Genomic DNA, 26812 nt, shown 5'->3' on the forward strand with positions numbered 1-26812 from the left:
GATGTCGGCAGTGTCGGGTATCTCTCCTCCCTCTTCGCCAGCCCGTCGATTGAGGAATTGGATGCGCCGTGCTTTGATCTCGACCACGTTGCGCGTGGTGCCGTCTTCGCTCCGCCAGCTCCGGCTCTGCAGCTCGCCGTCGATGAGCACAGCGCTGCCCTTTTTCAGCGTCTCATAGCAGCTCTCTGCCAGCTTGTACCACGCAACTACCCCCACATAGCAGACGTTATCGCGCCACTGTCCAGTGTTGTCTTTGAACTTACGGTTACAGGCGATGTAGAAATTCGCTACGGGCGTGCCATTGGTCGTCTTCCGAAAAGTGGGATCACACGTCAAGTGACCAGCAATAATTACGGTGTTGATGTCTGGCATCTTCAAGTCGACCATGCGTCATCGCTCCTTCCCAAGCAAAAAGCATTTCAAAGAACAAGGCCTGTTCTGCCTTGTCTTTCTCGTCCTGACCACTACGCCCACGCGCCCCCTTGGAAAAGGTCTCCTACTGCTCCTCAGTTGGAGGGGCTGCTGGTGCCTCCGCGTTCTCTTCGGGCAACGGCGCAGCCACGGCCTCATTTGCTTCAGGGCCGGCCGTGTCGTCAGCTGCCTCGGTTGGCGCCGCCACGGGCGGTGCACTGGCTGTAGCAGCCGCCAGCGACTTCTCTTTGCGGAGCGCCTCGGCCTTCAGCGCCTGCTTGCTCAGCACCACCGTCAGGTAGCGCAGAATGGACTCATTGAGCTGGTACTCGCGCTCCAACGCCCGAATGATTGAGCCTTTCCCTGCGAAGCGGATGTGCACGTAATAGCCGTATTGTCGCTTCTTGATCTCGTAAGCTAACCGTCGTTTCCCCCAGCGCTGCACCTCCAGAACTTCTCCGCCGTTAACCGAGATGAAGCGTTCGAATCTCTTGACGATCTCGTCGATCTCACCGCTCTTGAGCTGCGAGTCGACGACAAAGGTGGTCTCGTACTGCCTCAAACTGTTTACCTCCTCCTGCTATGGGTGAAAAACTCTCTTGCTGCTCCTCACACAAAGAGCGGTACGCACACCAGGGCGACGATAGACATCAGCTTGATGAGGATGTTCAGCGACGGCCCGGCCGTGTCCTTGAACGGGTCGCCCACCGTGTCGCCCACCACCGACGCCTTATGCGCGGCCGACCCCTTTCCGCCAAATTGTCCAGCCTCGATGTACTTCTTCGCGTTATCCCACGCGCCCCCCGCATTGGCCATCAGCACTGCAAAAAGGAAGCCAGTGACGATGGCGCCCGCGAGCAGCCCCCCTAAGGCTTCGGGACCGAACGCCAGGCCCACTACCAGCGGTGCCACCACCGCCAATGCCCCAGGTGCCACCATCTGGCGCAAGGCACGACGAGTGCTGATGTCCACGCAGCGGCGGTAGTCAGGCTTGGCGGTTCCTTGGCGCAGGCCCGGGATCTCTCGGAACTGCCGGCGCACCTCCTTAACCATCTCGTAGCCGGCTTTGCCCACCGCATCCAAGGCAAGGGCACAGAAAACCACTGGCAGCATTCCGCCAATGAACAGCCCGATGAGCGTGTTGGGATCCTGGAGGCTCATGGAGATTTCGACCCCCTTCGCCCTTAACGCCTGGGTGTAAGCCCAGAAGAGCGCAAAGGCGGTGAACGCAGCCGAAGCGATGGCAAATCCCTTGCTGATGGCGGCGGTGGTGTTGCCTACGCTGTCCAAAGCTTCGGCGCGCCGTCGCGCTTCTTCGCCAAGGTCCGCCATCTGCGCCAAACCCGCTGCGTTATCGCTCACCGGGCCATAGCCATCCACCGAAAGCACTGCCCCCAGACTTGCCAGCAGTCCTACAGCAACCATGCCAAGGCCGTACACGTTGCCGAAGTGATAGGCGACAAAGATCGCCACCGCGGCGATGAGAATGGGGATGGCCGTGCTGAGCATGCCCACTCCCAGGCCGGCAAGGATGTTCATGGCCGCGCCGCTTTCCGCCGCCCTGGCGATGCGTTGCACCGGCTTGTTGCGGTCCGAAGTGTAATATTCGGTGCTCAAGCCAATGAGCATCCCTCCGACGATGCCGGCAACCGTCGCATAGTAGACGCCCACCTGGCCGATTTGCCAGCGCACCAGGAAATAGCCGCCGATCAGCACCAGCAGCACCGTCACCCACATCCCTGTGTTCAAAGCCATGCGCGCCCTGTGGGTCTGTTGCTGGAAGGTGTCGTCCTTGCCCTCCTTCCATCGCACAAAGAAGGAACCGATGAGGCTGGCGACGATGCCCATCCCTGCAAACAGAAGTGGCAGCGCCGTGCCTGCGGCGCCGTAGGTGGCCAGACCTATGGTCATGGCGCCGACAATGGAGGCGATATTCGACTCGAACAGGTCCGCTCCCATGCCGGCAATGTCGCCCACGTTGTCGCCCACGTTGTCGGCGATGACCGCTGGATTGCGCGGGTCGTCCTCCGGGATGTTCTCCTCCACCTTGCCCACCAGATCGGCGCCCACGTCCGCGCCTTTGGTGTAGATGCCCCCGCCCACGCGGGCAAACAGGGCGACAGAGCTTGCCCCGAAGCTGAAACCCGCCACGGTGTTGACGACGCCGTTCAGGTCACCTCCCAGGGCCCACTTGAGACCGGCCAACGTCAGCACCAGGCCGAGCGCGCCCAGGCCGACGATAGTAAAACCGAGCACGCTCCCGCCGTTGAAGGCCACGCGCAAGGCCCGCCCGATGCTCTGCGTGGCCGCCTGCGCAGTTGGCGCGCTGGCCCTGGTGGCCGCCCGCATGCTCAACCAACCCGACAACCCGGAGCAGAGAGCCCCCACCAGGAACGCCGCCCCGGTGAGGGGTTGAATGAACACGGCCAACAGGACAGCCACCCCCACTACAAAGAAGGACAGCCACAGAAACTCCCGACGGAGAAAAGCCATCGCCCCCTCTCTGATGGCGCTGGCGATCTCCACCACCCGCGCCGCCCCGGGGTCCTGGCGGCGCACCGCCAGGTCGTAAAGCCACGCCGCTACCAGTCCGATACCGCCTGCACCACCTGCCAACACCAGCGTCCGTGCGTCCATCCCGTCACGATCTCCCAGTGTGTTCCGGCCCGCAACGCGCTGAGCTCTGTATCTCGGGGTTGAACTGATTCATTGCCGCCGCCAGAGAAGAGGTCACGAAGGTCAAGCAGGCATCAACCGCCCGGTCAATTACCCCTCCCAACTGCTGCCATTCTTCACTCCCGAACTTGGACAGCACATACTCCACCATCTTCCCTGGTGGAAAGTGCGCGCCAATGCCAATGCGCAGGCGCGGGAACTGCTCGGTGCCCAGTTCCGCGATGATGGAAGCCACCCCGTTATGCCCGCCGTCACTTCCTTTGGCACGCAGCCGCAGTCGCCCAAATGGTAAGTTCACGTCGTCGTGGACTACCAGGACCGCCTCGGGGGAGAGCGTCAAGCTTCGGAGGAGGGCAGCCACCGCCTGGCCGCTATTGTTCATGAAGGTGAGCGGTTTTGCCACCACGCACCCTACACCCTCAACCTCCGCCCGGGCCAGTGCATAGAGACCGGTTCTAACCGCAAAGCGCGCTCCCAGGCGCTCCACCAGCGCATCGGCCACCAGGAAGCCGATGTTGTGCCGGGTCCTCACGTACTTGCGGCCAGGGTTACCGAGCCCCACTACGGCCTTTGTGACCTCCGTCATCTACCGTGCCGCCACCCTGCAGAAGGTTACTGCTGCTCCTGTTCACCCTCTGGGGCAGCCTCCTGTTCCTCGGCTTCCGCCACCTCAGGGGCCGCAGCCTCTGCCGCCTCACGAACCACTGTTGGTGCCGTCACGGTGGCCACAGACAACGAGGGATCTGTCAGGATGTGCGCCCGCTCCAGGACGAGATCCCTGACATGAAGCGACTCGCCGATGGCAAGCTTCGAGACATCGACATCAATGTGCTCTGGCAGGTCACCCGGCAGCGCTTCCACCTCGACCTCGCGCAGCACTTGCTGCAGGATGCCTCCACTCGTCTTCACCCCTTCGGGAATCCCCACCAGGCGCACGGGCACCATCAGGCTCACCTTCTGGTCCATGCGCACACCCATCAAGTCCACGTGCATTGGCACGTCGCGGAGCGGATCAAATTGCACTTCGCGCACAATACACTTGACCGCCTTGCCGTCAAGCTTCACATCGATGATGTTGGCTTCACTCTGCAGTGCGGCACGCAGCGCCTTCTCCTCGATGGCAATGGGTGTCGGCTCCTCGCGCCCGCAATAGTAGATCCCAGGGACCATGCCTTTGCGGCGAAGCTGCTTGGCAGCCTGTTTGCCGGTTGTCTCACGCCTTTCACAGATCAGTTCAGACATTGTAATTGCTCCATACGCAACGACCCATCAACCAAGAATCACGTTACGCTAAATAGCTTGCTGATCGACTTGTTTTTGTGGATCCGCCAAATGCCCTCCGCGAAAAGCTTGGCCACCGAGATCATCTCGAGTTTGTCGATGCGCTTCTCCGGGGGCAGCGCAATGGTATCGGTCACGACCAGGCGTCTGAGAGGAGCGGCCTGCAAGTTTTCGATAGCTGGCCCAGAGAGCACGGCGTGGGTGCAAAGGGCCGATACCGACTTGGCTCCTCGCTTCTCGATCAAAAACTTTGTTGCCTCGCAGAGCGTGTTGCCGGTGTCCACGATGTCGTCCACAAGCAACACATTCTTGCCCTCCACCTCGCCGATGACGGTGAGCACTTCCGTTTCATTCGGCCGCGGTCTTCTCTTATCCACCACTGCCAAAGGTGCATGCAAACGACGTGCGTAGGCACGTGCAATCTGGATGCCACCGACATCGGGTGACGCGATAACCAGCTCGGGGATACGCATTTTTTCGACGTGCTTGCACGCCACGGTGGCAGAATACAAATGGTCGACGGGTATGTCGAAAAAGCCCTGCAGTTGTGGCGCGTGCAAGTCCATGGTCAGCACGCGGTCGGCTCCAGCAGTGGTGATCAGATTGGCCACCAGCTTGGCGGTAATGGCCACCCGTGGCTTGTCCTTGCGGTCCTGCCGTGCGTAGCCGAAGTACGGGATCACCGCCGTGATGCGCCTGGCCGAAGCGCGGCGCGCAGCGTCGATCATCACCAGGAGTTCCATCAAGTTGTCTGCTGGCGCATTAGTCGACTGAATGAGAAAGCAGTCTGCGCCGCGAACGTTCTCCTCGTACTTGACCCAGATTTCGCCGTCGCTGAAGCGGCGCCGGCTGATCTTTCCTGGCTTCACGCCAAGGCTCTTGCAAATCGCGGTAGCCAAAGGCACGTTCGCCGAGCCGCTGAAAACCTTCAACTTTTCTGCCATGCGCGAAGCTCTCTTCTTGCTATTCTCCACGAGCACGATGGAGTACCTTTTTCCTCTGTCGAAAGAAGGAGCACGTTGCTGGGGCGGGAGGATTCGAACCTCCGAATGCAGGAACCAAAGTCCTGTGTCTTACCGCTTGACGACGCCCCAGTAGGAAGAGGCCGTCTGCCACCCGACCTCAGCGCAACTCCGGCGGGAGTTGCTCTTCAGTCAACCCTTTCTCTTCCATCAACTTCTTGCGATACACCGCAAGGACGGTCTTCTCAAGGTATTCCCGAAACTCGGGCGTGACGGGGTGGGCAATGTCGCGGTAGGTACCGTCCTCAGCCTTGCGACTGGGCATGCTCACGAAGTAACCCGTGTTCCCATGGATAACCTTCATACCCCGCACGACAAAGACGTTGTCGAAGGTCACGTTGACAAACGCCTTCAGCCTCTCCTCCTCGCGGAGGGTGATTGAGACTTCGGTGATTTCCATATGTAGCTCCCGGGCGGCGTTGCCGAGACTGAATACTCGCTGCCGCCCTCCCACGGAAGAAAGTCCTACGCGGTGCAGAGTTGACGCGCCACTGCCTCTGCCACCTCCCGGTAGCCGTACGTGACTGGACGTACCAGCACTGCCCTACTCAGCCTCGAAAGGGCCGCGCGGGCGCGTCGCGCCTGCTCCCGGCGCGTGAACAGCCCAAAGACTGCACCGCCGCTGCCTGACAAGCTACAGTAGAAGCCTCCCTCGCGACGCAATTCCGCCTTCAACTGCGCAATAGCCGGATAAGCGGCAAACACCACCTCTTCAAAGTCGTTGCCCAGCAGCTGCTGCCACTGCTGACGGTCGAGCAGCTCTGGGGCGCTGCGCGAAAATGTAACACTTTTCCGCCTCTTTGTCAAGTCAAATTTGGCCGCGCTGTAGGCCCATCTTGTAGATATTTCGACATTTGGAATTGCCAGCACGCACCAATAATCAGTCGGCAGCTCGATCCGGCTCAACACTTCGCCGCGCCCCTCTCCGATGGCGCTCCCTCCTAAGAGGAAAAAGGGGACGTCCGAGCCAATCTGGGCTGCCAGAGACAGAAGTTCCTTCTCCCCGAGGTGCGTACCCCAGATCTCATTGAGCGCAGCCAGCACCACCGCCGCATTGCTGCTGCCGCCTCCCAAACCAGCACCCACCGGAATGCGCTTGCGCAAGGTGATGCGTGCTCCTCGTTTGCAACCGGTGGCCATCTGCAGGGCCGCAGCCGCCCGCCAACAGAGGTTGTCCCTCCCTGCGGCTACACCCGGGTGAGGGCAGACGACCGTGACTTCCTCGCCATCGGGCTCCACGATAATGTCATCGCCCAACGAGACCTGCTGGAAGATGGTGCAAATGTCATGGTAACCGTCGCTGCGCCTGCCCAGGATGCGCAGCCCCAAGTTGATCTTCGCGAAAGAACGGAGGTAGACTTTCGCCATAGCGCGCAATTGAAAAAGGCCTCACGGGATCGTGAAGCCTTGTCTCATCTGCCGAGGACTCGCCGCAGTTCGGCGAGCAGTGTTTCCCTGTCTGCCCGTGAGACCTCCCTACCGTGAATTTTGACCCCTGGAGTTTCTCGTGCCAGCTGCCGCAGCTTGCGCACCGGGAGCCGCTCGAGCTCTTCCTCGGTGAGCGCGGGCCCCTGTACAGCCGGCGGGCCCCCTTCCTCGTAAACGATCGCCTCTGTATCCGCATGCGGGCGAGGAATGACGTGTGTGGCTACTAACTCACCCACACGGGCGGCGGCCGCTTGACCTGCGGCGACTGCTGCTCGCACCGCTGCCACCTCGCCAACCACTTTGACCACCACCAGCCCGCCAGTGCTCAGTTCTTTGCCCACCAGCCGCACCCGGGCCGCCTTGACCATGGCGTCAGCCGCCTCGATGGCCCCCACCAGTCCCCTAGTTTCAATAAGGCCTAAGGCTCGTTCATACATGAGCGTCACCGACCCTCGTGGTGCGGGGCGCCCCTACTCATTGACCTCCACATTGGGGCGTTTGGGCAGAATCATCTCCACATCAGAGTGCGGCCGCGGGATGACATGCACGGAGACCAGCTCCCCCACCTTCTCTGCGGCCGCCGCACCTGCATCCACGGCTGCTTTCACGGCGCCCACGTCGCCGCGGACCATCACCGTCACATAGCCGCCCCCCACCTTCTCCTTGCCGATGAGTTGCACCTTTGCTGCCTTGACCATCGCATCGGCCGCTTCGATGGCACCTACCAGGCCCTTGGTTTCGATCAATCCCAGGGCATCGAGCGTCATAGGGTCCTCCGCATGTTGCCTGTGCACGTTCGTTCCACCACAGTCGCGGCTAAGTTAACAAATCTTTGCCAAATTGTCAACCCATTTTTCCTGCCGCTCCACCGGAAGGTCACTCCTCTGCATATTGCTGCGCAAAATAGGTCGCGGTGAGCGGCTCGCCTGTTGCCCGTTGGATGAGCTCATCCCAATGGTAGCGCGAGCCAGGGGCGAATACCCGCTGCCGCAAAAACTCCCCTATGCGTGGCTGCCCCACGTAACCCAACCCCTGTTCGTCCACACCGCGCAGCACCGAAGTGACGAGGTAGTGGTGGAGTTGCGATGCAAAGAGCTCGCCCAGCATGTAGTTGTGATAGTACACCGGAGAGGAGGAGAAGTGGATCTTGGCTGCCCAATCGGGGGCGTTGCGGTTCTCCGGCCTGTGCACAAGTTGGTACCTCTCCACCAGGTCCCACCACAGCCGGTTCAAGTCTTGGTCAGGATCGCGGTAGAGCTCTCGCTCAAAGTTCACCATCACCTGGCACCAGCGTGCAAAGACGAGCTGCTTCAATCGGGTGCTGCGCAGCATTGCCTGCTCACATTCTACGCGCTGCTCGTCGCTCAACTGCAGCATGTTTTGCAGCCAACTGGGATTGAGCGCCAAGCGGCCAAACAACTCGGCAATCCCCTCGGTGGTAAAGGCATGTGCCGGCTCGCGCAAAAGGTAAGGCAGACGCCTGTCGATGTAGACGTCGTACACGGCATGGCCAAGCTCATGCAGCATCGTGTCCATCCAGCGGGCATCGTTGCGCACATTGGCTAGCACCCGGACGTCTCCTTCGCGGTCAATATCCGTGCAGAAAGCATGCGGGTTCTTTCCCTGCCTCTCGAAGAGGTCGCTCCTGGCCAAGACCGAGTCCACTTCGAGCCCGATGCCGCGATAGAAGGTGCGCGCCAGGTCCACCACGTCCCTGTCCTGGTAGTAGCGGTCCAGGTCCAACTCATGGATTCGCGGCGCCTCCTGGAAAAACGGGTCCTGGTAGTGCCAGGGTCGCAGCTGCTCAGGAGCAATGCCATAGCGTGCGGCCAGCACCGAGTCCACCTCCCGCTTGGCGCGGCTGAATGGTTCGTCGGTCAGCTCAGCTAACTCCGCGAAGATGGCCTTGAGGTTTTCTTCGTCTTGTTCCGCCAGGGCGAGCGCCATGACGTAGTAATCTTCAAACCCCAAGGCACGTGCGGCCTGATTGCGGAGCTTGGCCAATTGAATGAGGTCGGCTGCCACCTTGCCGCCCACTTCCTTGCTGGCCTCCCATGCCCGCTGCCGAAGTTGGCTGTCCGTCGAAGTGCGCAGGATCTCGGCAATATCGTTGGAGCTGACCGGCCTGCCGTCCAGCGTCGGGCGAAAGGTGTTAAACCCTTGCTCAACCTTTGTGCTCAGTGCCACAATCTGCGCCAGCAACTCGGCGGGGATTTGGTTGGCCAAGAACTGATTGTAGAGCAGCGTGAGTTGCCTGGCCAGCAAAGGGTCCTTCACCGCCTCGGACTCCTTGAATGACTTCACCTTGGCAAACGCCGCACTGTCGGACAGTAGTTGTCGCAGGGCAAGCTGGTACTCAGCGTACTGGTCGTAGAACGCCTGCTCCCCGGTCACGCACGCCTGCCAATACGCCAGGTTCATGGCTTTCTCTAGCGGGCGGACCCTCTCAACGTGGGCGTCTAGCAAAGCACGTACCTCCTGCTCAACAGCACGTCGGCCACACCCCGCGAGCATGCCAAGGAGTGCCACTGTCATTATGGTCGAACCGAACCTCTGCATGTCTTCACCTCCCTTTCCTTGCGGGCAGGCGTCCGGTAGCTGTTCCGCTGAATGCGGGACGAGGGCCGCCAGCCGGTTTCTGGACGACTCATATCCCCCTCTGCAAGTGCGAAACGAGAATGCGCAACGCCACGGCCACCAAGATCGCGGCCCCCACCAATTGGGTGCTCCTGCCAAACACCCGGTGCGTGTGATGGCCCACCAGGCCACCAATGCCACTGAGCGAAAACGCCACCACCCCGATGATGGCGCACGAATAGAGCACGGGAAGCCCCAAGAGCGCTAAGGATAGCCCCACCGCCAAGGCGTCGATGCTGGTAGCAAGAGAGAGTAGCACCAGGGTCAGGCCGCGGGTGGGATCATTCTTCGGAAGCTCCGGCGGCCGCTTGGCCTCGTGCACCATGTGGCCGGCCACGCCAATGAGCAACGCGAAGGCCACCCAGTGGTCGTACCGCTCCAACCAGCTACTGACCACTGCGCCAATTGCCCAGCCCAGGAGCGGCATGAGGAACTGAAATAGGCCAAAATGCAAGGAGAGCCGGAGTATCGACCGTGATCGCCAAGGGTGGAGGTTGGCGCCGACTCCTACCGCCACCGCAGTAGCATCCATGGCCAGGCCCACTGCGATAACGAAAACCGTGAGGAACTCCATCCAGTCAGTCTCGCTTTTCCAAAGCTCAAAAGGCAGCGTAATATACGAAATCCGCGCGCAAATAGCAAAGGGCGAAATCGCCCTGCTCGTTGAGCCGTCGGAAGTTTGGGGTTGAAAATCTACCACAAGTTGCATATATTTTCCACAGCTTGGTGCGAGGTGTCCACTGGAGGAAGTAGGTATGCCAATCGCGAGGCGGCTCGCTGCCATGGGCCTTGGCGAGGGAGGCGACGAGCCAGGCATGAGAACGGGGGTCGTGTTCACCAAGAACGTGAGCTACTGGGTCAGCGACCTGGGATGGAGCCCCAACACCGATATCTTCGAGACTGAACAAGCGCTGGTGATCCGCTTGGAGATCGCTGGGGTGGACAGGGAGCACATGGAGATCACCCTCCGGGAGAATGCCCTCACGGTGCGCGGCTACCGGCACAGCAGCCCGCATGCCCAACGAGTGTACTTCCATCAGGCAGAAATCAGCTACGGACCGTTCGAGAAGGTCATTGTCCTGCCGGAACGCCTGGTTGCCGGCAGGATTGAGGCGCGCTACCGCGAGGGATTCCTGGAGATAACCATCGCCAAGGAGCAAGACGCCTTGCACGAAGTACGCGAAGTGCAGATAGAAGACTGACTCAAACGGAGCAAACTACCTTTATGACGGAACAGGGTAACAACAACGTCCCGGAATCGCCGTCCAAGATCGAGATACCTGCAGAGCTGCCGGTCTTGCCGCTGCGCGACACCGTGGTGTTTCCATTCGTCGCCACGCCGCTGATTGTGGCCAGGCGGCCCTCTGTGCAGTTGATCGACGATGTATTGAGTGGCGATCGCCTGCTGGCCCTGGTAGCGCAGCGCAAGCCCGAGCTCGAGGAGCCCAAGCCAGAGGACATCTACACCGTAGGTACGGCTGCCATCGTGCTCAAAATGTTAAAGTTCCCGGACGGCAGCCTGCGGGTGCTCGTGCAGGGCATCGAGCGCGTCAAGGTGCTGGAGTACACTTCCTCTGAGCCCTACTACCGGGCGAGGATCAAGGTGGTCAGGGAGTCGTACCGGCCCAGCACCAAGATCGAAGCGCTGATGCGCAACGTACAGATCCAGTTTCAGAAGATCGTCAGCCTGGTGCCACACCTGCCTGACGAGCTGCAGGTGGTGGCCATGAATCTGCAGGACCCCGGGCGGCTGGCGGACCTGGTGGCCTCCAACATCAACCTGAGCCTGCAGGAGAAACAGGAGATCCTCGAGCACGCCGACGTCGAGCGACGCTTGGAGAGGCTGACCGTCTTTCTCACCCGCGAGTTAGAAGTCTTGGAACTCGGCTCGAAGATCCAGAGCCAGGTGCAGAGCGAACTGGGGAAGAATCAGCGCGAGTACTTCTTGCGCGAACAGCTCAAGGCCATCCAGCAGGAGTTGGGCATCGGCGACGAGCGCTCTGCGGAGATCAACGAGCTCCGCAAGGCGATCGAGGAAGCAAAGATGCCGGAGCAGGCCTACAAGGAGGCCATGCGGGAGCTGGACCGGCTGGCCAAGATGCAGCCAGGCGCCGCCGAATACACCGTCTCGCGCACCTACATCGACTGGCTGGTCGCTCTGCCCTGGTCTGTCTCTACGCAGGACAACCTGGACATCGAGGCCGCGCGCAGAGTGCTGGACGAGGACCACTACGACTTGGAGAAGGTCAAGGAGCGGATTTTGGAATACCTGGCGGTGCGCAAGCTGAAGCCGGATTCCAAAGGGCCGATCCTCTGCTTCGTGGGCCCGCCGGGTGTGGGCAAGACCTCCCTCGGTCGCTCCATTGCCCGTGCGTTGGGGCGCAAGTTCGTGCGCATGTCCTTGGGTGGCGTGCGCGACGAGGCAGAGATCCGCGGCCATCGCCGCACCTACATCGGCGCCCTCCCAGGCCGCATCATCCAGGGATTGAAGAATGCGCGCGCCAATAACCCTGTGTTCATGCTCGACGAGGTGGACAAAATCGGCGCGGACTTTCGCGGCGATCCCTCGTCGGCGCTGTTGGAAGTGCTCGACCCCGAGCAGAACTTTTCCTTCTCCGACCACTACTTGGAGGTGCCCTTCGATCTGTCCAAGGTGATGTTCATCACCACGGCCAACGTCTTGGACACCATTCCGCCAGCCTTGCGCGACCGCATGGAGGTGCTGGAGCTGCCCGGCTACATCGCCGAGGAGAAGTTGCACATCGCCTTCAAGTACCTCATCCCGCGCCAGATCGAGGAGAACGGCCTCAAGCCCAAGCACATTACTTTCACTCGTGCGGCCGTGCGCAGAATTATCCAGGAGTACACGCGAGAGGCGGGCGTGCGCAACCTGGAAAGGGAAATCGCCTCCATCTGCCGCAAGGTAGCCAAGGAGGTCGCGGCACACGGCGACACCAAGCACATCATCACGCCGGACAAGCTGCAAGAGTACCTGGGGCCGGCCAAGTTCTACTCCGAGGTCAAGGAGCGCACCAGCGAGCCAGGTGTGGCCACCGGTCTCGCCTGGACGCCGGTGGGAGGTGACATCCTGTTTGTCGAGGCGACCAAGATGCGCGGCAACAACAAGCTGACCCTCACTGGCCAGCTTGGCGAAGTGATGCGCGAGTCAGCCCAGGCAGCGCTGTCCTACGTGCGTTCCCGCGCTGCGCAGTTGGGCATCAGCGAGGAAGTCTTTGAAAAGTACGACATCCACGTGCACGTCCCCCAGGGAGCCATCCCCAAAGACGGGCCGTCTGCGGGCGTGACCATCGCCACTTCGCTGGTGTCGCTCCTCACAGATCGGCCCATCCGCAGCGACATCGCCATGACCGGGGAGATCACCCTGCGCGGCAAGGTGTTACCAGTCGGGGGCATCAAGGAGAAGGTGCTGGCCGCCCGCCGGGCCGGTATCCGTCACATCATTCTGCCCAGGAAGAACGAGAAGGATTTGGCCGAGATCCCAGAAGAACTGCGCAAGGAAATCACCTTCTACTTCGTCGACAACATGGATCAGGTCTTGGAGTTGGCCCTGCGCAAGAATGGCCGTTTGCGCTCCCGCAGCTAGCCGGAATTCCCGGCGGGGGCGTCCACCAGGGCTGTTGATGTACAGCCCTTTTTGCTTGCTGCCGTTTGCAGACAAGGGCCATGTCCTGTATGAAGTCACAGAGTCCAAGCAGAGAGGTTCATTGGCGTGGCACAGGCGAACTACGCAGAGCTGAGGCAGCGCTTTGAGCACGCAGGCCAGGGGCATGTATTCCGCTTCTGGGAGGAACTGACCCTCGCAGAAAAAGAGCAACTTTTGGCGCAAGCAGCCAGCATCGACCTGGCCCTCATGGAAGATCTGTGGCGTCGCTACATTCTCACACCGCAAAACCGCTTTTTTGAGGGCGAGCTTGACGAGCCGGATGTCATCCCCGTGCCGCGCACGCCCGAGCAGACGGCGCAGGCGGCTCAAGCACGCCTGCGTGGCGAGGAGGCCTTGCGCACCGGCCTTGTGGGTGTCATTCTGGTCGCAGGGGGACAGAGCTCGCGCTTGGGACGCCCTCATCCCAAAGGGTTGCTGCCAATAGGACCCCTTACCGGCAAGACTCTGTATCAGTTTCACGCCGAGAAGATCTTGGCCATCAGCCGGCGTGTCGGAAAGCCCATCCCTTGGTACATCATGACCAGCGAGACCACCCACGCTGAAACAGTGGCCCACTTCCGCGAGAACCGCTTTTTTGGCCTCCCGGAAGACTCGGTGTACTTTTTCCAGCAGAACATGATCCCGGCCATGGACGAACAGGGCAAGTTCTTCTTGGAGGCCCGCCACCGCATCTTCGTCAACCCTGATGGCCACGGTGGCCTGCTCAAGGCGTTGAGCAGAAGTGGTGCCCTCCACGACATGCAAAGACGCGGGTTGAAGTGGCTCTTCTACTTTCAGGTCGACAACGTGCTGATCAAGATCTGCGACCCAGTGTTCCTCGGCTATCACCTGCGCGAGGGTGCAGAAGTGTCTGCCAAGGTGCTTCGGCGGCGCGATGGCCTGGAGAAGATGGGCATTGCCGGCAAAATCGATAGCAAACCTGTCGTGATCGAGTACAGCGACCTGCCGAAGAAGCGATTGGCCTCTCTGCTGCCGGACGGCAGCCTCCGTTACTGGGCCGGCAGCATCGCGATCCACGTGTTCAATGTCGAGCTGCTGCAGCGGCTGCAGGAATCGGGGTTCACTCTGCCGTACCACGTCGCGCACAAGAAGATCCCCCACCTCGATGGGGCGGGAAGGGTGGTGGAACCTGAGAAGGAGAACGGCTACAAATTCGAACAGTTCATCTTCGACGTGCTGCCCCAAGCCCGGAAGGTGGTGTTCATGGAGGTGGCCAGGGACGAAGAGTTCAGCGCGATCAAGTACTCAGAAGGCGCTGACTCGCCCGACACCGCTCGGAGGGACATGATTCGCCTGTGGGCTCGCTGGCTGGAGAAGGCAGGCTGCCGCGTGCCGCGCGGTGCCGACGGCGAGCCCAAGTATCCCATAGAAATCAGCCCGCTGCGCGCCTTGGATGCCGAGGAACTTGCTGCCAGTCTGTCTACGCCGCTTGCCATCGACGGACCGCTCAATTTGGAGACAGAAGAGACCACCCGTGAGCACTGACGCGGCCGCTTGAAAGGCCACCCTTTCCATGCATGGTCAGGCACACACATTCCGACGCAATAGGGGCCGCTGGCTAAGAGTGTTGGGAGTTGCCGTCGCGCTCTACGTCCTTTTCCTCGCTGTGGGGGGGCTCCTGCTTCGTGTTTTGGTGCCGGCGGACCGTCTGTCGCGGGCGGTACTAGCCACCCTTGAACACCGCCTCGGCCGTGAACTCTCCGTGGAAAGCATCCAGTTCGGCCTGTTCCGAGGCGTCACCCTGAAAGGGGTGCGCATGGCGACGCCCCTGGGCGGCGACAGCACCGCATTCCCAATCAAGAGCGCCAGTGCCGAGCGCTTTGTGCTCCACTACCGTCTGCGTTCGCTCTTCAGACGTCGCCTGGAGATTACCGAGATCGCTCTCCACAAACCGCGGCTTGAACTGTTTTTCTCTGGTCCTTCGCCTGCCGCGCCAGCCGCTGCACCTCCTCCCCAGGACTCGCTGCCGCGGGCGATATCCGTTCCGTTGAGTGTGACATTGCAACGCCTGGAAATCCGCGATGCCGACTGCATGGTCACCATCGCCAGCGACACATCACGTCTGGAATTCGGCCTCGCCGGGTTTACCTTTGTCGTGTCCACGCTCTATCTGCCGCGGGGCAAGGGTGAGGCCTGGCAGCAGGCAGCGGCTAAGGTAGCGCTCTCGTCCAATAAGGCTCCGGTCTATTTCCGGCAAGGCGTTGTAAGTGCACCTGGGCACACTGAGGTGAAGTGCCTCTTGGACCTGCAACTCGCCGCCGAGGCACGCGGGCTTTCGGACCTTGATGCAACGCTCCTCATCGCCGCGCACCAAGGGCAACTCCAGCTACCGGGCGGTCCAGCTTTCTCCAGTGCTCTGCCCTCTGTGGAAGTCAAAGCCGCGGTCCGCGGGAACATGCCGCAGGGGGAGTTTCTTGTGGAGAGGCTGACCCTTGGCCTTGGCGGGCAGACCCTTCTGGCATGCCGTGGGCAGCTCAGCCACCTCAATAGCCAGCCAAAGATGCGCGCGGAGGTGTTAGAAGGCGAGATCTCTTTGGGCAAGCTACTAGGCACGGCAAAGCCCCTCCTCGCCGAGACGCCATTCTCAGCCCTGCTGCCCGAGCGGCTCTCCGGGACGTTGTCCTTTTCCGGCACGAGCCTTGATTGGGCCTTTCCCTCTCCTTCTGGCGGAAGTTTTGTGAACGCAAATACCGCTGTGGATCTGCGCGATCTTTCGTTGGTCATGCGCGACGTGGCGACCGTGGAACGGCTCACGCTCGTCGCGCGAGGGGCCGCCACCGCCGACAGCGCTGGTCTGCGCAAGGGAGAAGCCTCTGCGTTGCTGGCCTTTGACCACGTGGCGTACAACTCACCAGCGCTCCCCATGACCGCCTCCGGGGGCAGGCTCGAGTTGAAGGCCCTCGCCCCTGAGAGACGGAGCTCGCTCATTACAGACGGCACGCTGAGGGTCGCCAGCCTCATGGGAGGAGAGTTGGAGGGCGAGGTGCATCTCTCCACAGGCCGGGCTGCTGCGGCCTGGCGCGGCGATGTGGAGATGGCTGTGCGTCACTTTCCCTTGGGGTCATTCACCGAAGGACAGGTGCACGGCAGCGTGAGCAGCTCCTTGGGTATGAGAGTGCGAGGGCTCAGCGACATCGGCCTGGAGCTCGCCGTCGGCGTTGACTCCTTGGCTGCTCTCTTGCAGGGCCGGGAGCAGGCCCTGCCGCCCTTGGAGCTCACCGCGCTGGGCAAGCTGCGCACCAATGTGCGTTTCGACACGCTGCTGCTGGACTCGTTGCTGCTGCAGGTTGCCGACATGGTTTCGGCGCGTGTGGCAGGAAGCTTTGCGCTCCAGGGACAGCGCTTCTCCCTTGCCTTGCAGGACCTGACGGTGAACCACCGCCCGCTGCCGCGCCTGCTTCCGGTTGAGCTTCGCGAGCAAATAGGAGTCGTCGCGCTTGAAGGTGCCACCCACGTGCGGGGCAGCGCTTCTGGCCAACTGGTCGCTGGCACACCTCGCGTCAATGCGCAAGCCTCCGTGAGCTCCTCCATCCGCGCCTCGCTGCCGGCGCTGGGGCTGCAGGTGTCGGGCACCAAGTTGGGTGCCGAACTCGCGATGACGTCTTCTCTTGCCCGGGCCACAATTGAAGCCCGCGTGGACACCTTGACCATAGCTCAGATGCGGGCAGCGCCCATCGTCGGCAGTGGCGCTCGTTTTGAGGTCTCCCTGCCAGAGCTGCAGAGCCTCGTGCTGACGCAGGGGGAAATCTGGGTGCCCGCCTTTGCCGCAAGAGCAGACCTTTCCGGCTGCATGACACCAGGCGCTGCAGGGCCATCAGGCGCAGTACAGGTAGCCTTCTCCGTGGAGGCCACCGATACCGTGCGCGTCACCGACACGGTGGGCTTGTTGGGCAGGCTGCTGGCCAAGGCAACCATGCGCATGGAGGGTTCGGTGGCAAGCGTGGAAGGCAACATCTCGATTCCAGGCCTTGCCGTGTATCTACCAGCCGGGACCTCGTTGAAGGGCATCCGGGCCTCAATCCCCTTTTCCCAGGCCTTTGACCTCGAGCGCATGGAGCTTGTGTCGTCGCCCGGGGAGCGGCACGCGTACTCGAGCCCGGCCGGCGCCTTTCCTGCGCTCTTCGCCAGACACTTTGCCGAGACCCTGCCCGAACAGGGCTGGCTGACCATCGATCGGCTATCCTTTGCCGGCTATGGGGCCAGCAACCTCCGCATGCAACTGTTTGTCGGCGGAGGCAAGCTCATGGTGCAGAGCATACTGCTGGATGCATACGACGGGAACTTTGGCGGAAGCTTGGCAGTAGAGTTTCCGGCCCTGGATTTGGCACGTGCCCAGTACAAGGTAGAAGGGCACCTGTCCGGACTGAATTCGGCCCTGCTGGCCGCAAGGACCGGGCAGTCGCCAGAAAAGGGGATCATCAACGCCAACTTCCGCTTTGCCGGCACCGGGTTAGATGTGCGGAGGGGAATAGAAGTGGAGGGGTTGTTTCGCATCACCGACATTGGGCCACGGGTGGCCGACAATCTGTTGCGCTCTCTGGACCCTCAAGGCCTGGATGCCGGCATTCGCAGTGCGCGTTTCTTCATCAACCACGGGTTCAAGCCGCGCGAGATATCCTTTGACCTGCGGCACGCCCACCTCTACCCCAGCATTCGCCTCTCGCAGCCCTGGTACTTCCCAGTGCGGGTGGGCGGTGGCAAAGTGGAGCTGGCGCGCATTCCGGTGGCCTTCTTCTTGCAGATGATCAAGCAGGAAGCTGTGCCGACGTACTGAAAGAACTCACTTCGGAAGGAGGACGGCCCATGGCACGACACATCGCAGCGGCAGTGCTGCTGGCTGGCATGGTAGTCGGGTGCAGCATCCGCGCACCTGAGGTGCAGGTCACCGGCGAGAAGACGGCCTTGGAGAACCAGGTGATTGGCACCTACCAACAGGTGGCGGACGAGAGCTGGATGATCGCTTCCACGCGTGCAGCAGACAGCGACCAGAAGGCGCAAATGGCCACCGAGAAGAAGGAGGTCCTCGATGCGGTGCAAAACCGCAAGTTCAACAAGGACGACATCGACGAGTTCAAGCGCGATGGCGCCTTGGGCGAGAACAATCAGGGCTTCCTGGAGCTCCGGCCCTCGTCCCGGCTGGATCAGGACGCGGAATATCGCACCCTGGTGGTCCGGATCATGAACGAGGAGAACCGCGATCGCAAGATCATTTACGATCGGGTCTTGGAACTCAACCCCAATGCGGGACGGGCCGGTTCGGCTGCCGTCTATGCAGTCTTTGCCAAGATGAACATCGAGGAATCCGCACCTGGCACCTGGGTGCAAGCTGAAGATGGCACCTGGTATCGCAAAGGCAAGGAGGCTGCTCCCAACGAAAAGAAGTAGCGGCACCAGATGATCTCCCTGCGGCGCGACATATCCGCGGTTGGGGCTCTCTTGTGGCTGCTCGCGGGCCCACTTTCGTGCGGCCTGGCGCATGCGCAAGCACCCCTGCCCCATCAGGTGACCACGCACCCAGCCGACGATTTGAGCCCGTCGCTTTCTCCTGACGGCAAGTGGGTTGCGTTCGCCTCCACGCGGAGCGGCAATCAGGACGTATGGGTGCGACCAGTCCATGGCGGAAAGGCGTACCAGATCACTACACATCAGGCCGACGACTATTGTCCGGCCTGGAGTCGCACCGGTGACCGCCTGGCGTTTGTGTCTAAGCGTTCCGATGCCGCCGGCGACATCTGGATGGTCGAGCTCCGTCGCACCGGCAAAGCGATCCTCGCCAGGGGGGAACCGGTCAGACTCACCGACTATTTAGGCGAAGACGCCTTCCCCTGCTTTTCGCCGGATGGCACAGAGGTGGCCTTCTGTTCGGACCGCACCGGCCGCATGGAGATCTGGGTGCTCAGGCTGCGGTCAAGGTCGCTCAGAAGGGTCACCTCGCAGGGTGGGACCGAGCCCAAGTGGTCGCCCGACGGTACATGGCTGGTCTACACCGCGTTCGACACCCTCCGCCGCAAGAGTGTCATCGCCGTCACCCCTGCGCAGCTGGAGACCCAACCAGAGCTGCCCAGGGAAGTGCCCATCACCGATGGCTCGTGGCTTGACTGCCAACCGGCCTGGTCGCCTACGGGTCACGAGGTCGTCTTCTGCCGCTTCCCCTACGACACCAATCACGATGGCAGAATAACGCCTGATGACAATCCGGTGATTGTCCGTGCGCCGGTCAGTCTGCCGTCGTCCCCCTCGCAGCGTCCTTCGGCGCCGACGGACCTGCAACTGTGGCTCACCAGTGGCGCGGATTTCGCTTTCGCCCCAAACTGGGCGAGCGGCGAATCGGTCTGTTACGCCTCGAATCGCAGCGGTAACCTCGACATCTGGGCGGTGCCTGCAAATGGGCTCATCTCTCGCCAGGCCTCTGCCGCGAGCCAGCTCTCCTATGCGCGTGAGGCTTTTCCCATCCCGGCTTTGTCGTCTTCAGCCCTATCGGCGCAACAGACGGCGGCTCTTTACGAACGCCTCTTGGCCCTCCGGCGGGTACGTGACTTTTTTCCAGCGGAACGGGCCCCTGTGGCCTCGGCCAAGCTTGAGATGGCGCGCACCTATCGCGCTCTTGGGCAGGGAGCCATGGCACGGCAGGCGCTCCAGGAGCTCGAGGCAGAATTCCCCGAACAAGAGGAGGTGCGCGCTCTGGCGGCCGTGGAGAGCATCGACATGGACATGGCCGAAGGGAGGATCGATTCACTCGCTGGAATGCGCACCTTGGCACGCCTTCTGGATAACTATCGGCAGCAACCGCCCCTGGCCGTGCCCATCGCCATGCGCTTGGCAGGCCTGCAGCTTGCCACCGCTCAGCATGGCGAGGCTCTCACCACCTACGGTTGGGTGTTGCAACACCAGGGCGAGAACCGCGGGGCGGGGGCCGAGAGCCAACTTCGCATTGGCGACTGCCTTCTCGCCCTTGGCCGCGGCGAGGAGGCGGAACGTGCCTATGCTTTGGTGGTAGACCGCTATCCGGAACAGGAGGCCCCGGCGGCGCAGGCCATGGAGCGCCTCTTACATGAGGAGTTACTGGCCAGCGACCGAGTGGCCCTCTTGCGCCGCTGCCGTGAGGTGACCAACGTCTACCGCTTGCGCCTGCCGCGGGTTGCCGCCTTGGCGCAACTCCGCGCAGCGGAGCTTCTCCTGGCATCTGGCGACTTCGAGGCGGCGCAGATCGAACTGGCGGCCCTCGAGGCTGACTTCGCGGACCAGCGCACGGTGGTCGCCCGCAGCCGATTGCTCCTTGCCAAAGCTTATCAAGACGGGGGCGACTGGCGCAAAGCGGTGAGCGTTCTCGAACAAGCACAGGCGGAGTTTGACACGCTGGCCGGAGGTCGTTGGGCAGCGGCAGCACGGCAGGCCCTTTTCCGCGCCCTCATGCAATCGGGCGAGCAGCTGCTCCAGGCTGCCTACTTTGCGCTCGCCGCAGCACGTTATCGCCAGGCACTTGAAGTGGCACCCGGGGACATCGAGGCGCACCGGGGCTACATCCAGGCGCAGTACTACGGCCGAGCAATTGACCAGGCCACCCGCGAATACCAGGCGCGCCTGGCGCAACACCCTGATGACCCGGTGCTCCTCTACTGCCTCGGCCTATGCCTTTCGTTCAAAGCCACCGAACAAGCGGAGCTCTATGGCCACCAGGGCCGCATTGACCCTGAGCTCCTGGCTCGCTCCAACAGCATCCTTGACAGGGCCCTCGAGCGCGACTACCGGATGGTGTACGCCTACCTGACCAAGAGCTACAACTACGAGATGTTGGAGACCTATGACCGCTTGCGCCGGAGTAGACCGCAGACGCTCCCGCGAAGGCTCCTTGAGGCGATCTCTGCGCCGCTTGTTTCGGTGCTCAGAACGGTCACCATGACCAAGGAAGAGGCCCAAGTACGCAACTACGAGCGAGCCATCGATGCCCTCACCGTGGCCCTCAGCCTCAATGACGAGAAGGAAAACCCAAAGTTAGAGGCCCGTCTTTGTCGCAATCTGGCCAACAACTACTACAACCTGGCCGAGTTCGGCTATCAAAAGGCCTACGAGTACTACCATCTCACCCTGCGCTTTGATTCCACCTTCGCGAGCCGCCGCGATGAAGCAATGATGATGGAAAGAATGGGCCATTGCGCACTGGTGCTGGAGGACTTTGAACGGGGCCCAACCTACCTGCGCCGCGCCATCGACCTATATCGCGACCTCGGCAGAGAAGAACTGGTGCTGCTCAACATAAAACGGCTGGCCATGCTCTACCAGGTGGCAGAGGACTATCTCTCAGCTGCCGAGTATTTCGAACAGGCGATCGCCATGGAGACGCGACGCGGCAACCTCGAGGAGGTGCGGCGACTCCATCGCAATCTCGCTTACAACTACTGGTTGTTGGGCGAGCCAACCGACGCCTACGCGCATGCCATTCGCGCCCGTGACCTTCTGGACAGCGGCAAGCTGAAGGAAGCGAAGGGCACATCCTCGCGCATTCAGGTCGGCGTGTTAGGGTGGTATATCCCCATACCCTTTGTCGACTTGAGCAAGATGGGGGCGATTGGCGGCAGCGCAGCTTTCGGGTTCACCGCTGTGGAGGAGCGGGCGTTGGTCTACACCATCCTCGGCAACATCCTTGTGGAAACGAAGCGCTACGAGGAAGCCATCCGCGAGAACGAGAAGAAGCTGGCCCTGTACCGCAAACGGAAGAATGCCCGCGCTGAGGCAGCGGTGCTCAACAACCTCGGCTACCTGCAACTGTTGAAGGGGGACCCTCTCAGCGCCTGGCAGCAGTTCGAGCGCAGCTACGACCTTTGTCTGAAGCAGAAGATCGTGGCCGGCGCGGTCGTCAACGCCATCAATCTCGGACAGCTGGCGTTGCTCCTTGCGGATCCGGCGCTACGCGATGCCGCCGCAACCCGGCTGGACCTCGCGTTGAGCTTCACGGAGGGGCAGTCGCGGGTTCTGGTGCAGCGGCGCGTGCAACTTCTCAACCTCCTTGGCGCGCTCACTTTGGAACACCAGGTTCAACACACTGGGGAAGCGGACCTTGAAGACTGCGTGCGGCAAACTGTGGAGGCCTTCGAGCGCGCCGGCTATGCGCAGACGTACTTCGAAGAAGCGCTTAGCCTAAGTCTGATGCGCCGGCTACCACGAGAAGAAGCCCTTTCCAGGATGAATTTGGGGCGCTGCTGGGCCGTGCTCGGCGAATGGGAGCACGCAGCCCAACATCTCCTGCAGGCGCGTCGCCTGTGCCAGACCAGAGGGTACGGCGATCTGCTCTGGCAGGTGAACCAAGGGCTTGCCGAGCTCGCTGACCGCCTCGATGAACGGGCCAGGAGGGCCTTGGGACTGAGCCTCCCGCGGGTCTACTTTGCCGAGGCGCTCGCCGAGTTGCGCGCCGTGAGCGAGGCTGGCATCACGCGCCTGGTGCTTCCCATGGAGCGCAACCGCCACCGCCAATTGTACGAGGAGTGCGCGTTTCATTTGGCGGCCGTCGGCGATACGGTCGGCGCTTTGCAGACCGCAGAGGAGATGCGGGCACAGGCTTTTTTAGATGCCACCTCCGGCGAGGTCATACGCCTGAGCAGCCCCACGCGCACCAATCTGCTCAACTGGGTGCGCACCTTCCGGGAGGAGTTGACAGCGTCGGAGCTTAGGGTGCGGCAGCTGAGCACGGTGCTGCAGCCGAACGCCCCGGAGCTGGTCAGGTGGCGCGCCGCGCGGGATAGCTTGCGCCGCGAATACGAACAGGCCTTCACACGACTCCGCCAGGAAGCGCCTGAACTGGAGGGGCTGGTGACAGTTCACGCCCCCTCGTTAGCGACCGTGCAGCGTACCCTGGAAGGCGGCGAGGTGGCATTGGCCTTTCTGGTGGGCGATCGGCGGACGCTGCTCTGGGCAGTCACGGCCCAGCGTGTGGCCATGTTCAGCATTCCTGCGGGCGTCGAGGCCATTCGCCACTTCACCGAAGGTTTTCTCAACAGCTCAGCAGACGACAGCTCACGCCTGACGGTGGCCGCGCTCTTTCAGCCCGCCGCAGGACTGCTGCGAGGAGCGCGCCGGGCCATTATCGTGCCGGACGGGCCTCTTTTCCAGCTGCCGATGCAGGCGGCACTGCTCACGTCGTTAGGACAGGACGCGCCCGCAGTGACAGTCTGCTCCAGCCTCAACAGCTACCTGCTCGCTGCAAGTCGCCGCACCGTGGGTGGCCCAGTCGTCTTCCTTGCGGACACGCTCCTGCAACAGCCTCTTAAGGAGCTCGGCTACGTGGTTGTCCTCCTGCCCACCTTGCCGGGCAAAGAAACGCCAGCGCGAGAAGTGTCTCAGGTCCTCCTGGGGAGCAACATCGTACACTGGCGAGCCACCTGGCAGTGGCAAGAGACGGCACCGCTGCACTCGGCGTTGCAGTTGGCCGACGGCCAGCCGGGCTTTTCGCTGCGTCTGCTCGACCTCTTCGAGGTGGTATCCAATGCCACCGTGTGCGTCATAGACGGAGGGAACGCGGCAGCGTACGGATCGGCTGCACAACTCCTGGACCGCTTGCTGGCCTTCAGTGGCACCGCTGCGGGCTTGTTGGTGGACGAGGGAACACCGCGCGAGGCACGCCTAGCATTTTACGATGCCTTCTATCGCCAGCTCATGGAAAGACCTCCTGCTGAAGCCTTCCGCGCGGCAGTGCAGGCAGTCATGGAGGAGGGTAGGGGCACTCTGTCCGTTCAGCTCTTGGGTTACGGCGGCATGAGCAGGGTCGAGGCCAGCACCTATGCCGAACGGGCGCTGGCAGGCAAGGTGAGAGCAGGGCTTCAGGCAGAACAGGACAAGGACTGGGGCGATGCGGTGCGATTCTATGAGGAAGCCTTGGCAATGGCCACCGCCCGCCAGGACAGCGCCAGCATCGAGCGCCTCCGCATGCTGATCGTGCGCGCCTCTGCCAACGGGGGCCTTGTGCGCAAGACTATTCAGTACCAACGCTTGCTGGCCGCCGAGGCCGACCTCAAGGGAGATACGCAGCTTCAGGTGCGGCGCTATCGCAACCTCGCTTCGCTGTACGCCCAGGCTGAGGACTATGGCGCAGCCATTGCGGCGATGGAGCACGTCATAGAGGTTGCCAGGACCTCTCACGAGCAACTCTTGCCTGAGCTGCACCGCGAGCTGGGAATTTTGCATGAGCAGGCCGGGCATTATCAGGCTGCGGTTGAGCAATACGAGGCCTCACGCGCGCTGTACGCCCAGGCGGGCGCCAACGAAGGCCAAGCCCTGAACCTCAGCGACATGGGGCGCGTGGCGCTGCGTTACCTGGAAGACTACCCCCTGGCTCTCCAGCACCTGTCTGCTGCCCTTGCGCTGTTGGAGGGCCAAGCGCCCTCGGCAACACTGGTGGAGGTCCTCAACAACCTGGGTCTCGCCTGCGAAATGATGGCCGATTACCGCGCGGCGGTCGACGCGCAGCGTCGGGCCAGAGAACAGGCGGAAAGGCTGCAACTGCCAGACAAGGTGGCCCTGTGCGAACATTACCTTGCCAACCTCTTTTGGAAAATGGGTGACTATCAGGAGGCCCTGCAGCACAACCGGCAAGCCTTGCAGGCCTTCGAGAAGCAGGGCGACTTGTCCCTGCAGGCCCTGGCCCTGACAACGCGAGGGCTCATTCAGCTGAGCATTGGCAACGCACCTCAGGCCTTGCGCGACCAACACAGCGCTTTGGAGCTGGCAATTCGCACGGGCGACCTGCTCGACCAGGCGACAATTCGCAAGAACATTGGGCTGGTGCATGTCACGCTTGGCGACTATGAAAAGGCGCTCGGAGAATTCGCAACGGCAGCCCACCTTGACAGCACTCTCGGCTCGCAACGAGGCCTATCCTATGACCTGCGCAACATGGGTGCCCTGTTCCTGCAGAAGGGTCGGTTGACCGAGGCCGACCAGTCGCTACAGGCAGCTCTCGCATTGAGCAAGGCGGTGGGTGACCGCCGCAACGAAGCGCAATGCCTCTACCACATCGGGGCGGTGCGGCGCGCGCAGCGGAACTGGGAACAGGCTGCTCTTTACTTGGAGGAAGCAGCCGCACTTGCCCGCTCGCTGTTCGTCCCTGAGGTGGAGTGGCGTGCCCTCCACCAACTGGGCTTGCTGCAGCGCGAGGCCCGCCGCCTCGACGAGAGTCGCGCCAGCCTGCTGCAGGCGGCGCAGGTCGTCGAGCAGATGCGCGCCCGCATCAAGGTGGCGGAGCATCAGGCTGGCTTTATCAACGACAAACAAGAGGTCTACGCGGACCTCATCGACCTGCTGATAGAAATGGGACGGGACGAGGAAGCTTTCGCCATTGCGGAACGGGCCCGCTCCCGAGGCTTTTTGGACATGCTCGGCAACCGCCAGCTCGCCCTGGGCGCGCGCGCCAGCCAGGAGCTGTACGATGCCCTCTCGGCCTTGGAAGCGCAGATGCGCAACGTCCAAGAGGAGATCGCCCGCCTCCGCAGTGTCGAACCAGAACGAGCGAGCGCCCCCCAGAAGGAACGGTTGCAACAATTGAACGGGGAGTTGCTTAGGCTGCGCGGCAGCTATGAGAGCCAGCTGGTCAGGCTCAAGGAATCGGACCCCCGCTTGGCAGATATGGTCACCGTCGACCCATGGCCGTCATCTCGCTTGCAGACGCTGTTGCCCCCGGGCGTGGCGGTCGTGGAGTATTTTGTCAGCAGGGACCGCCTCTTCATTTGGCTGGTGACCAGCACGACGCTCAAGGCCTGGGCCACGCCGCTCGGCCAAGAAGAACTCTACAAGCAAGTGGACCAGTTGCGCCAGGCAATCAACCAGCTCTCCCCCGTGACGCAGCGCAGCGCCCGGCTGTGGCAGGCGCTCCTCGCACCGGTCGCCCCCTCTCTGGAGGGCAAGGCCACCCTGGTCATCATTCCGCACGGGCCTCTGCACTACTTGCCCTTTGCGTGCCTGGTGGACCCTCAGGGTCGATATCTGATAGAGACTTTTGCCTTGGCAACCGCGCCCAGCGGCACCGTCCTGGGCATGTGCATGGAGGGCGGAAGCCGGTTTCTTTCCACGCCTCGCCAGGAGTTCCGCGTGCTCGCCTTGGGCAATCCTGCACTGCCAGGCCAGAGGCGACCGCTCCCCATGGCAGCCAAGGAGGTAGAAAGCATCTCCCGGAGCTTTGCCAAAGTGGACAAGTTCCTGGGCACCGCCGCCACCGAGACGGTGGTCAAGAGCGCCCAGAGCCCCTACGACCTCTATCTCTTCTCCTGCCACGGCGAGTACGATCCAGCCAACCCCTTATTTTCCTCGCTGCTCCTGACGCCCGATAAAGACAACGACGGGCGGCTGGAGGCGCGCGAGGTGTTTGCTTTGCGCATGGAGAGCTATCTGGTGGCCATGAGCGCCTGCGAGACAGCGCTGAGCTCTATCGCCGGCGGTGACGAGATCATTGGCCTGACGCGCAGTTTTGTCTTCGCCGGGGCCTCTTCACTGTTTGCCAGCCTGTGGAAAGTCGATGACTTGGCCACGGCGGTCATGGTGAAGCGCTTCGTGCGGTACTTGGCGGAGGACGAAAGCAGAGCCCGTGCGCTCCAGCGCGCGCAACTGCTCGTGATGAATGAGGTTAACGCCCACCCGGCCTACTGGGCAGCGTTCCAGTTGATAGGCGACTTTCGGTAAAGGCGAGGGA

18 protein-coding genes and 1 tRNA gene are annotated in these 26812 nt (G+C 62.0%); 6 read left to right on the forward strand and 13 right to left on the reverse strand.

Going from position 1 to position 26812, the window contains the following annotated elements:
• The 13 genes from ssb to H5U38_06720 all read right to left on the reverse strand — a co-directional run.
• A partial coding sequence (gene ssb, locus H5U38_06660) for a single-stranded DNA-binding protein (protein MBC7186700.1) occupies positions 1-387 on the reverse strand: 387 nt, incomplete at its 3' end.
• Positions 388-496: 109 nt separating this feature from the next.
• On the reverse strand, positions 497-973 hold the full coding sequence (gene rpsF, locus H5U38_06665; GenBank protein ID MBC7186701.1) for a 30S ribosomal protein S6: 477 nt from the start codon (positions 971-973) through the stop codon (positions 497-499).
• Positions 974-1020: 47 nt separating this feature from the next.
• Positions 1021-3048 (reverse strand): sodium-translocating pyrophosphatase, encoded by a 2028-nt coding sequence (locus tag H5U38_06670; protein ID MBC7186702.1) that lies wholly within the window; start codon positions 3046-3048, stop codon positions 1021-1023.
• 4 nt (positions 3049-3052) lie between these two features.
• Entirely contained in the window at positions 3053-3673 is a 621-nt protein-coding gene (locus tag H5U38_06675; protein ID MBC7186703.1) for an aminoacyl-tRNA hydrolase, read from the reverse strand.
• 26 nt (positions 3674-3699) lie between these two features.
• Positions 3700-4329, reverse strand: a complete 630-nt coding sequence (locus tag H5U38_06680) for a 50S ribosomal protein L25 (protein ID MBC7186704.1) — start codon at positions 4327-4329, stop codon at positions 3700-3702.
• Positions 4330-4367: 38 nt separating this feature from the next.
• Complete coding sequence (locus H5U38_06685; protein ID MBC7186705.1) at positions 4368-5312, reverse strand: ribose-phosphate pyrophosphokinase; 945 nt, start codon at positions 5310-5312, stop codon at positions 4368-4370.
• Between the two features lie 78 nt (positions 5313-5390).
• Positions 5391-5462: transfer RNA gene (locus H5U38_06690), tRNA-Gln, on the reverse strand.
• A gap of 28 nt (positions 5463-5490) precedes the next feature.
• Positions 5491-5790 carry a septation protein SpoVG family protein gene (locus H5U38_06695; protein ID MBC7186706.1) on the reverse strand — a complete coding sequence of 100 codons (300 nt, stop codon included), beginning with the start codon at positions 5788-5790 and terminating at the stop codon, positions 5491-5493.
• 65 nt (positions 5791-5855) lie between these two features.
• Positions 5856-6758, reverse strand: coding sequence for a 4-(cytidine 5'-diphospho)-2-C-methyl-D-erythritol kinase (gene ispE / locus H5U38_06700; protein ID MBC7186707.1), 903 nt, complete (start codon positions 6756-6758; stop codon positions 5856-5858).
• A 44-nt stretch (positions 6759-6802) separates the two neighbouring features.
• Complete coding sequence (locus tag H5U38_06705; protein ID MBC7186708.1) at positions 6803-7255, reverse strand: BMC domain-containing protein; 453 nt, start codon at positions 7253-7255, stop codon at positions 6803-6805.
• Between the two features lie 33 nt (positions 7256-7288).
• Positions 7289-7585, reverse strand: a complete 297-nt coding sequence (locus tag H5U38_06710; protein MBC7186709.1) for a BMC domain-containing protein — start codon at positions 7583-7585, stop codon at positions 7289-7291.
• Between the two features lie 109 nt (positions 7586-7694).
• A complete protein-coding gene (locus tag H5U38_06715) occupies positions 7695-9239 on the reverse strand; it encodes a M3 family oligoendopeptidase (GenBank protein ID MBC7186710.1) in 1545 nt (514 codons plus the stop codon).
• A 226-nt stretch (positions 9240-9465) separates the two neighbouring features.
• Entirely contained in the window at positions 9466-10029 is a 564-nt protein-coding gene (locus H5U38_06720; protein ID MBC7186711.1) for a manganese efflux pump, read from the reverse strand.
• A gap of 181 nt (positions 10030-10210) precedes the next feature.
• Here H5U38_06720 and H5U38_06725 point away from each other — a divergent pair, with 181 nt between their 5' ends.
• The 6 genes from H5U38_06725 (at position 10211) to H5U38_06750 (ending at position 26802) form a co-directional block, all read left to right on the forward strand.
• Entirely contained in the window at positions 10211-10657 is a 447-nt protein-coding gene (locus H5U38_06725; protein MBC7186712.1) for an Hsp20/alpha crystallin family protein, read from the forward strand.
• A gap of 23 nt (positions 10658-10680) precedes the next feature.
• Positions 10681-13059, forward strand: coding sequence for an endopeptidase La (gene lon, locus H5U38_06730; GenBank protein ID MBC7186713.1), 2379 nt, complete (start codon positions 10681-10683; stop codon positions 13057-13059).
• Positions 13060-13185: 126 nt separating this feature from the next.
• Positions 13186-14625, forward strand: coding sequence for a UDPGP type 1 family protein (locus H5U38_06735; protein ID MBC7186714.1), 1440 nt, complete (start codon positions 13186-13188; stop codon positions 14623-14625).
• A gap of 79 nt (positions 14626-14704) precedes the next feature.
• A complete protein-coding gene (locus H5U38_06740) occupies positions 14705-17914 on the forward strand; it encodes a hypothetical protein (protein MBC7186715.1) in 3210 nt (1069 codons plus the stop codon).
• A gap of 29 nt (positions 17915-17943) precedes the next feature.
• Positions 17944-18525, forward strand: a complete 582-nt coding sequence (locus H5U38_06745; protein ID MBC7186716.1) for a DUF1318 domain-containing protein — start codon at positions 17944-17946, stop codon at positions 18523-18525.
• Positions 18526-18534: 9 nt separating this feature from the next.
• Positions 18535-26802, forward strand: a complete 8268-nt coding sequence (locus H5U38_06750) for a CHAT domain-containing protein (GenBank protein ID MBC7186717.1) — start codon at positions 18535-18537, stop codon at positions 26800-26802.
• Positions 26803-26812 lie beyond the last annotated feature (10 nt).

It is taken from the genome of Calditrichota bacterium (assembly GCA_014359355.1).
Lineage (GTDB): Bacteria > Zhuqueibacterota > Zhuqueibacteria > JANLFK01 > Oleimicrobiaceae > Oleimicrobium.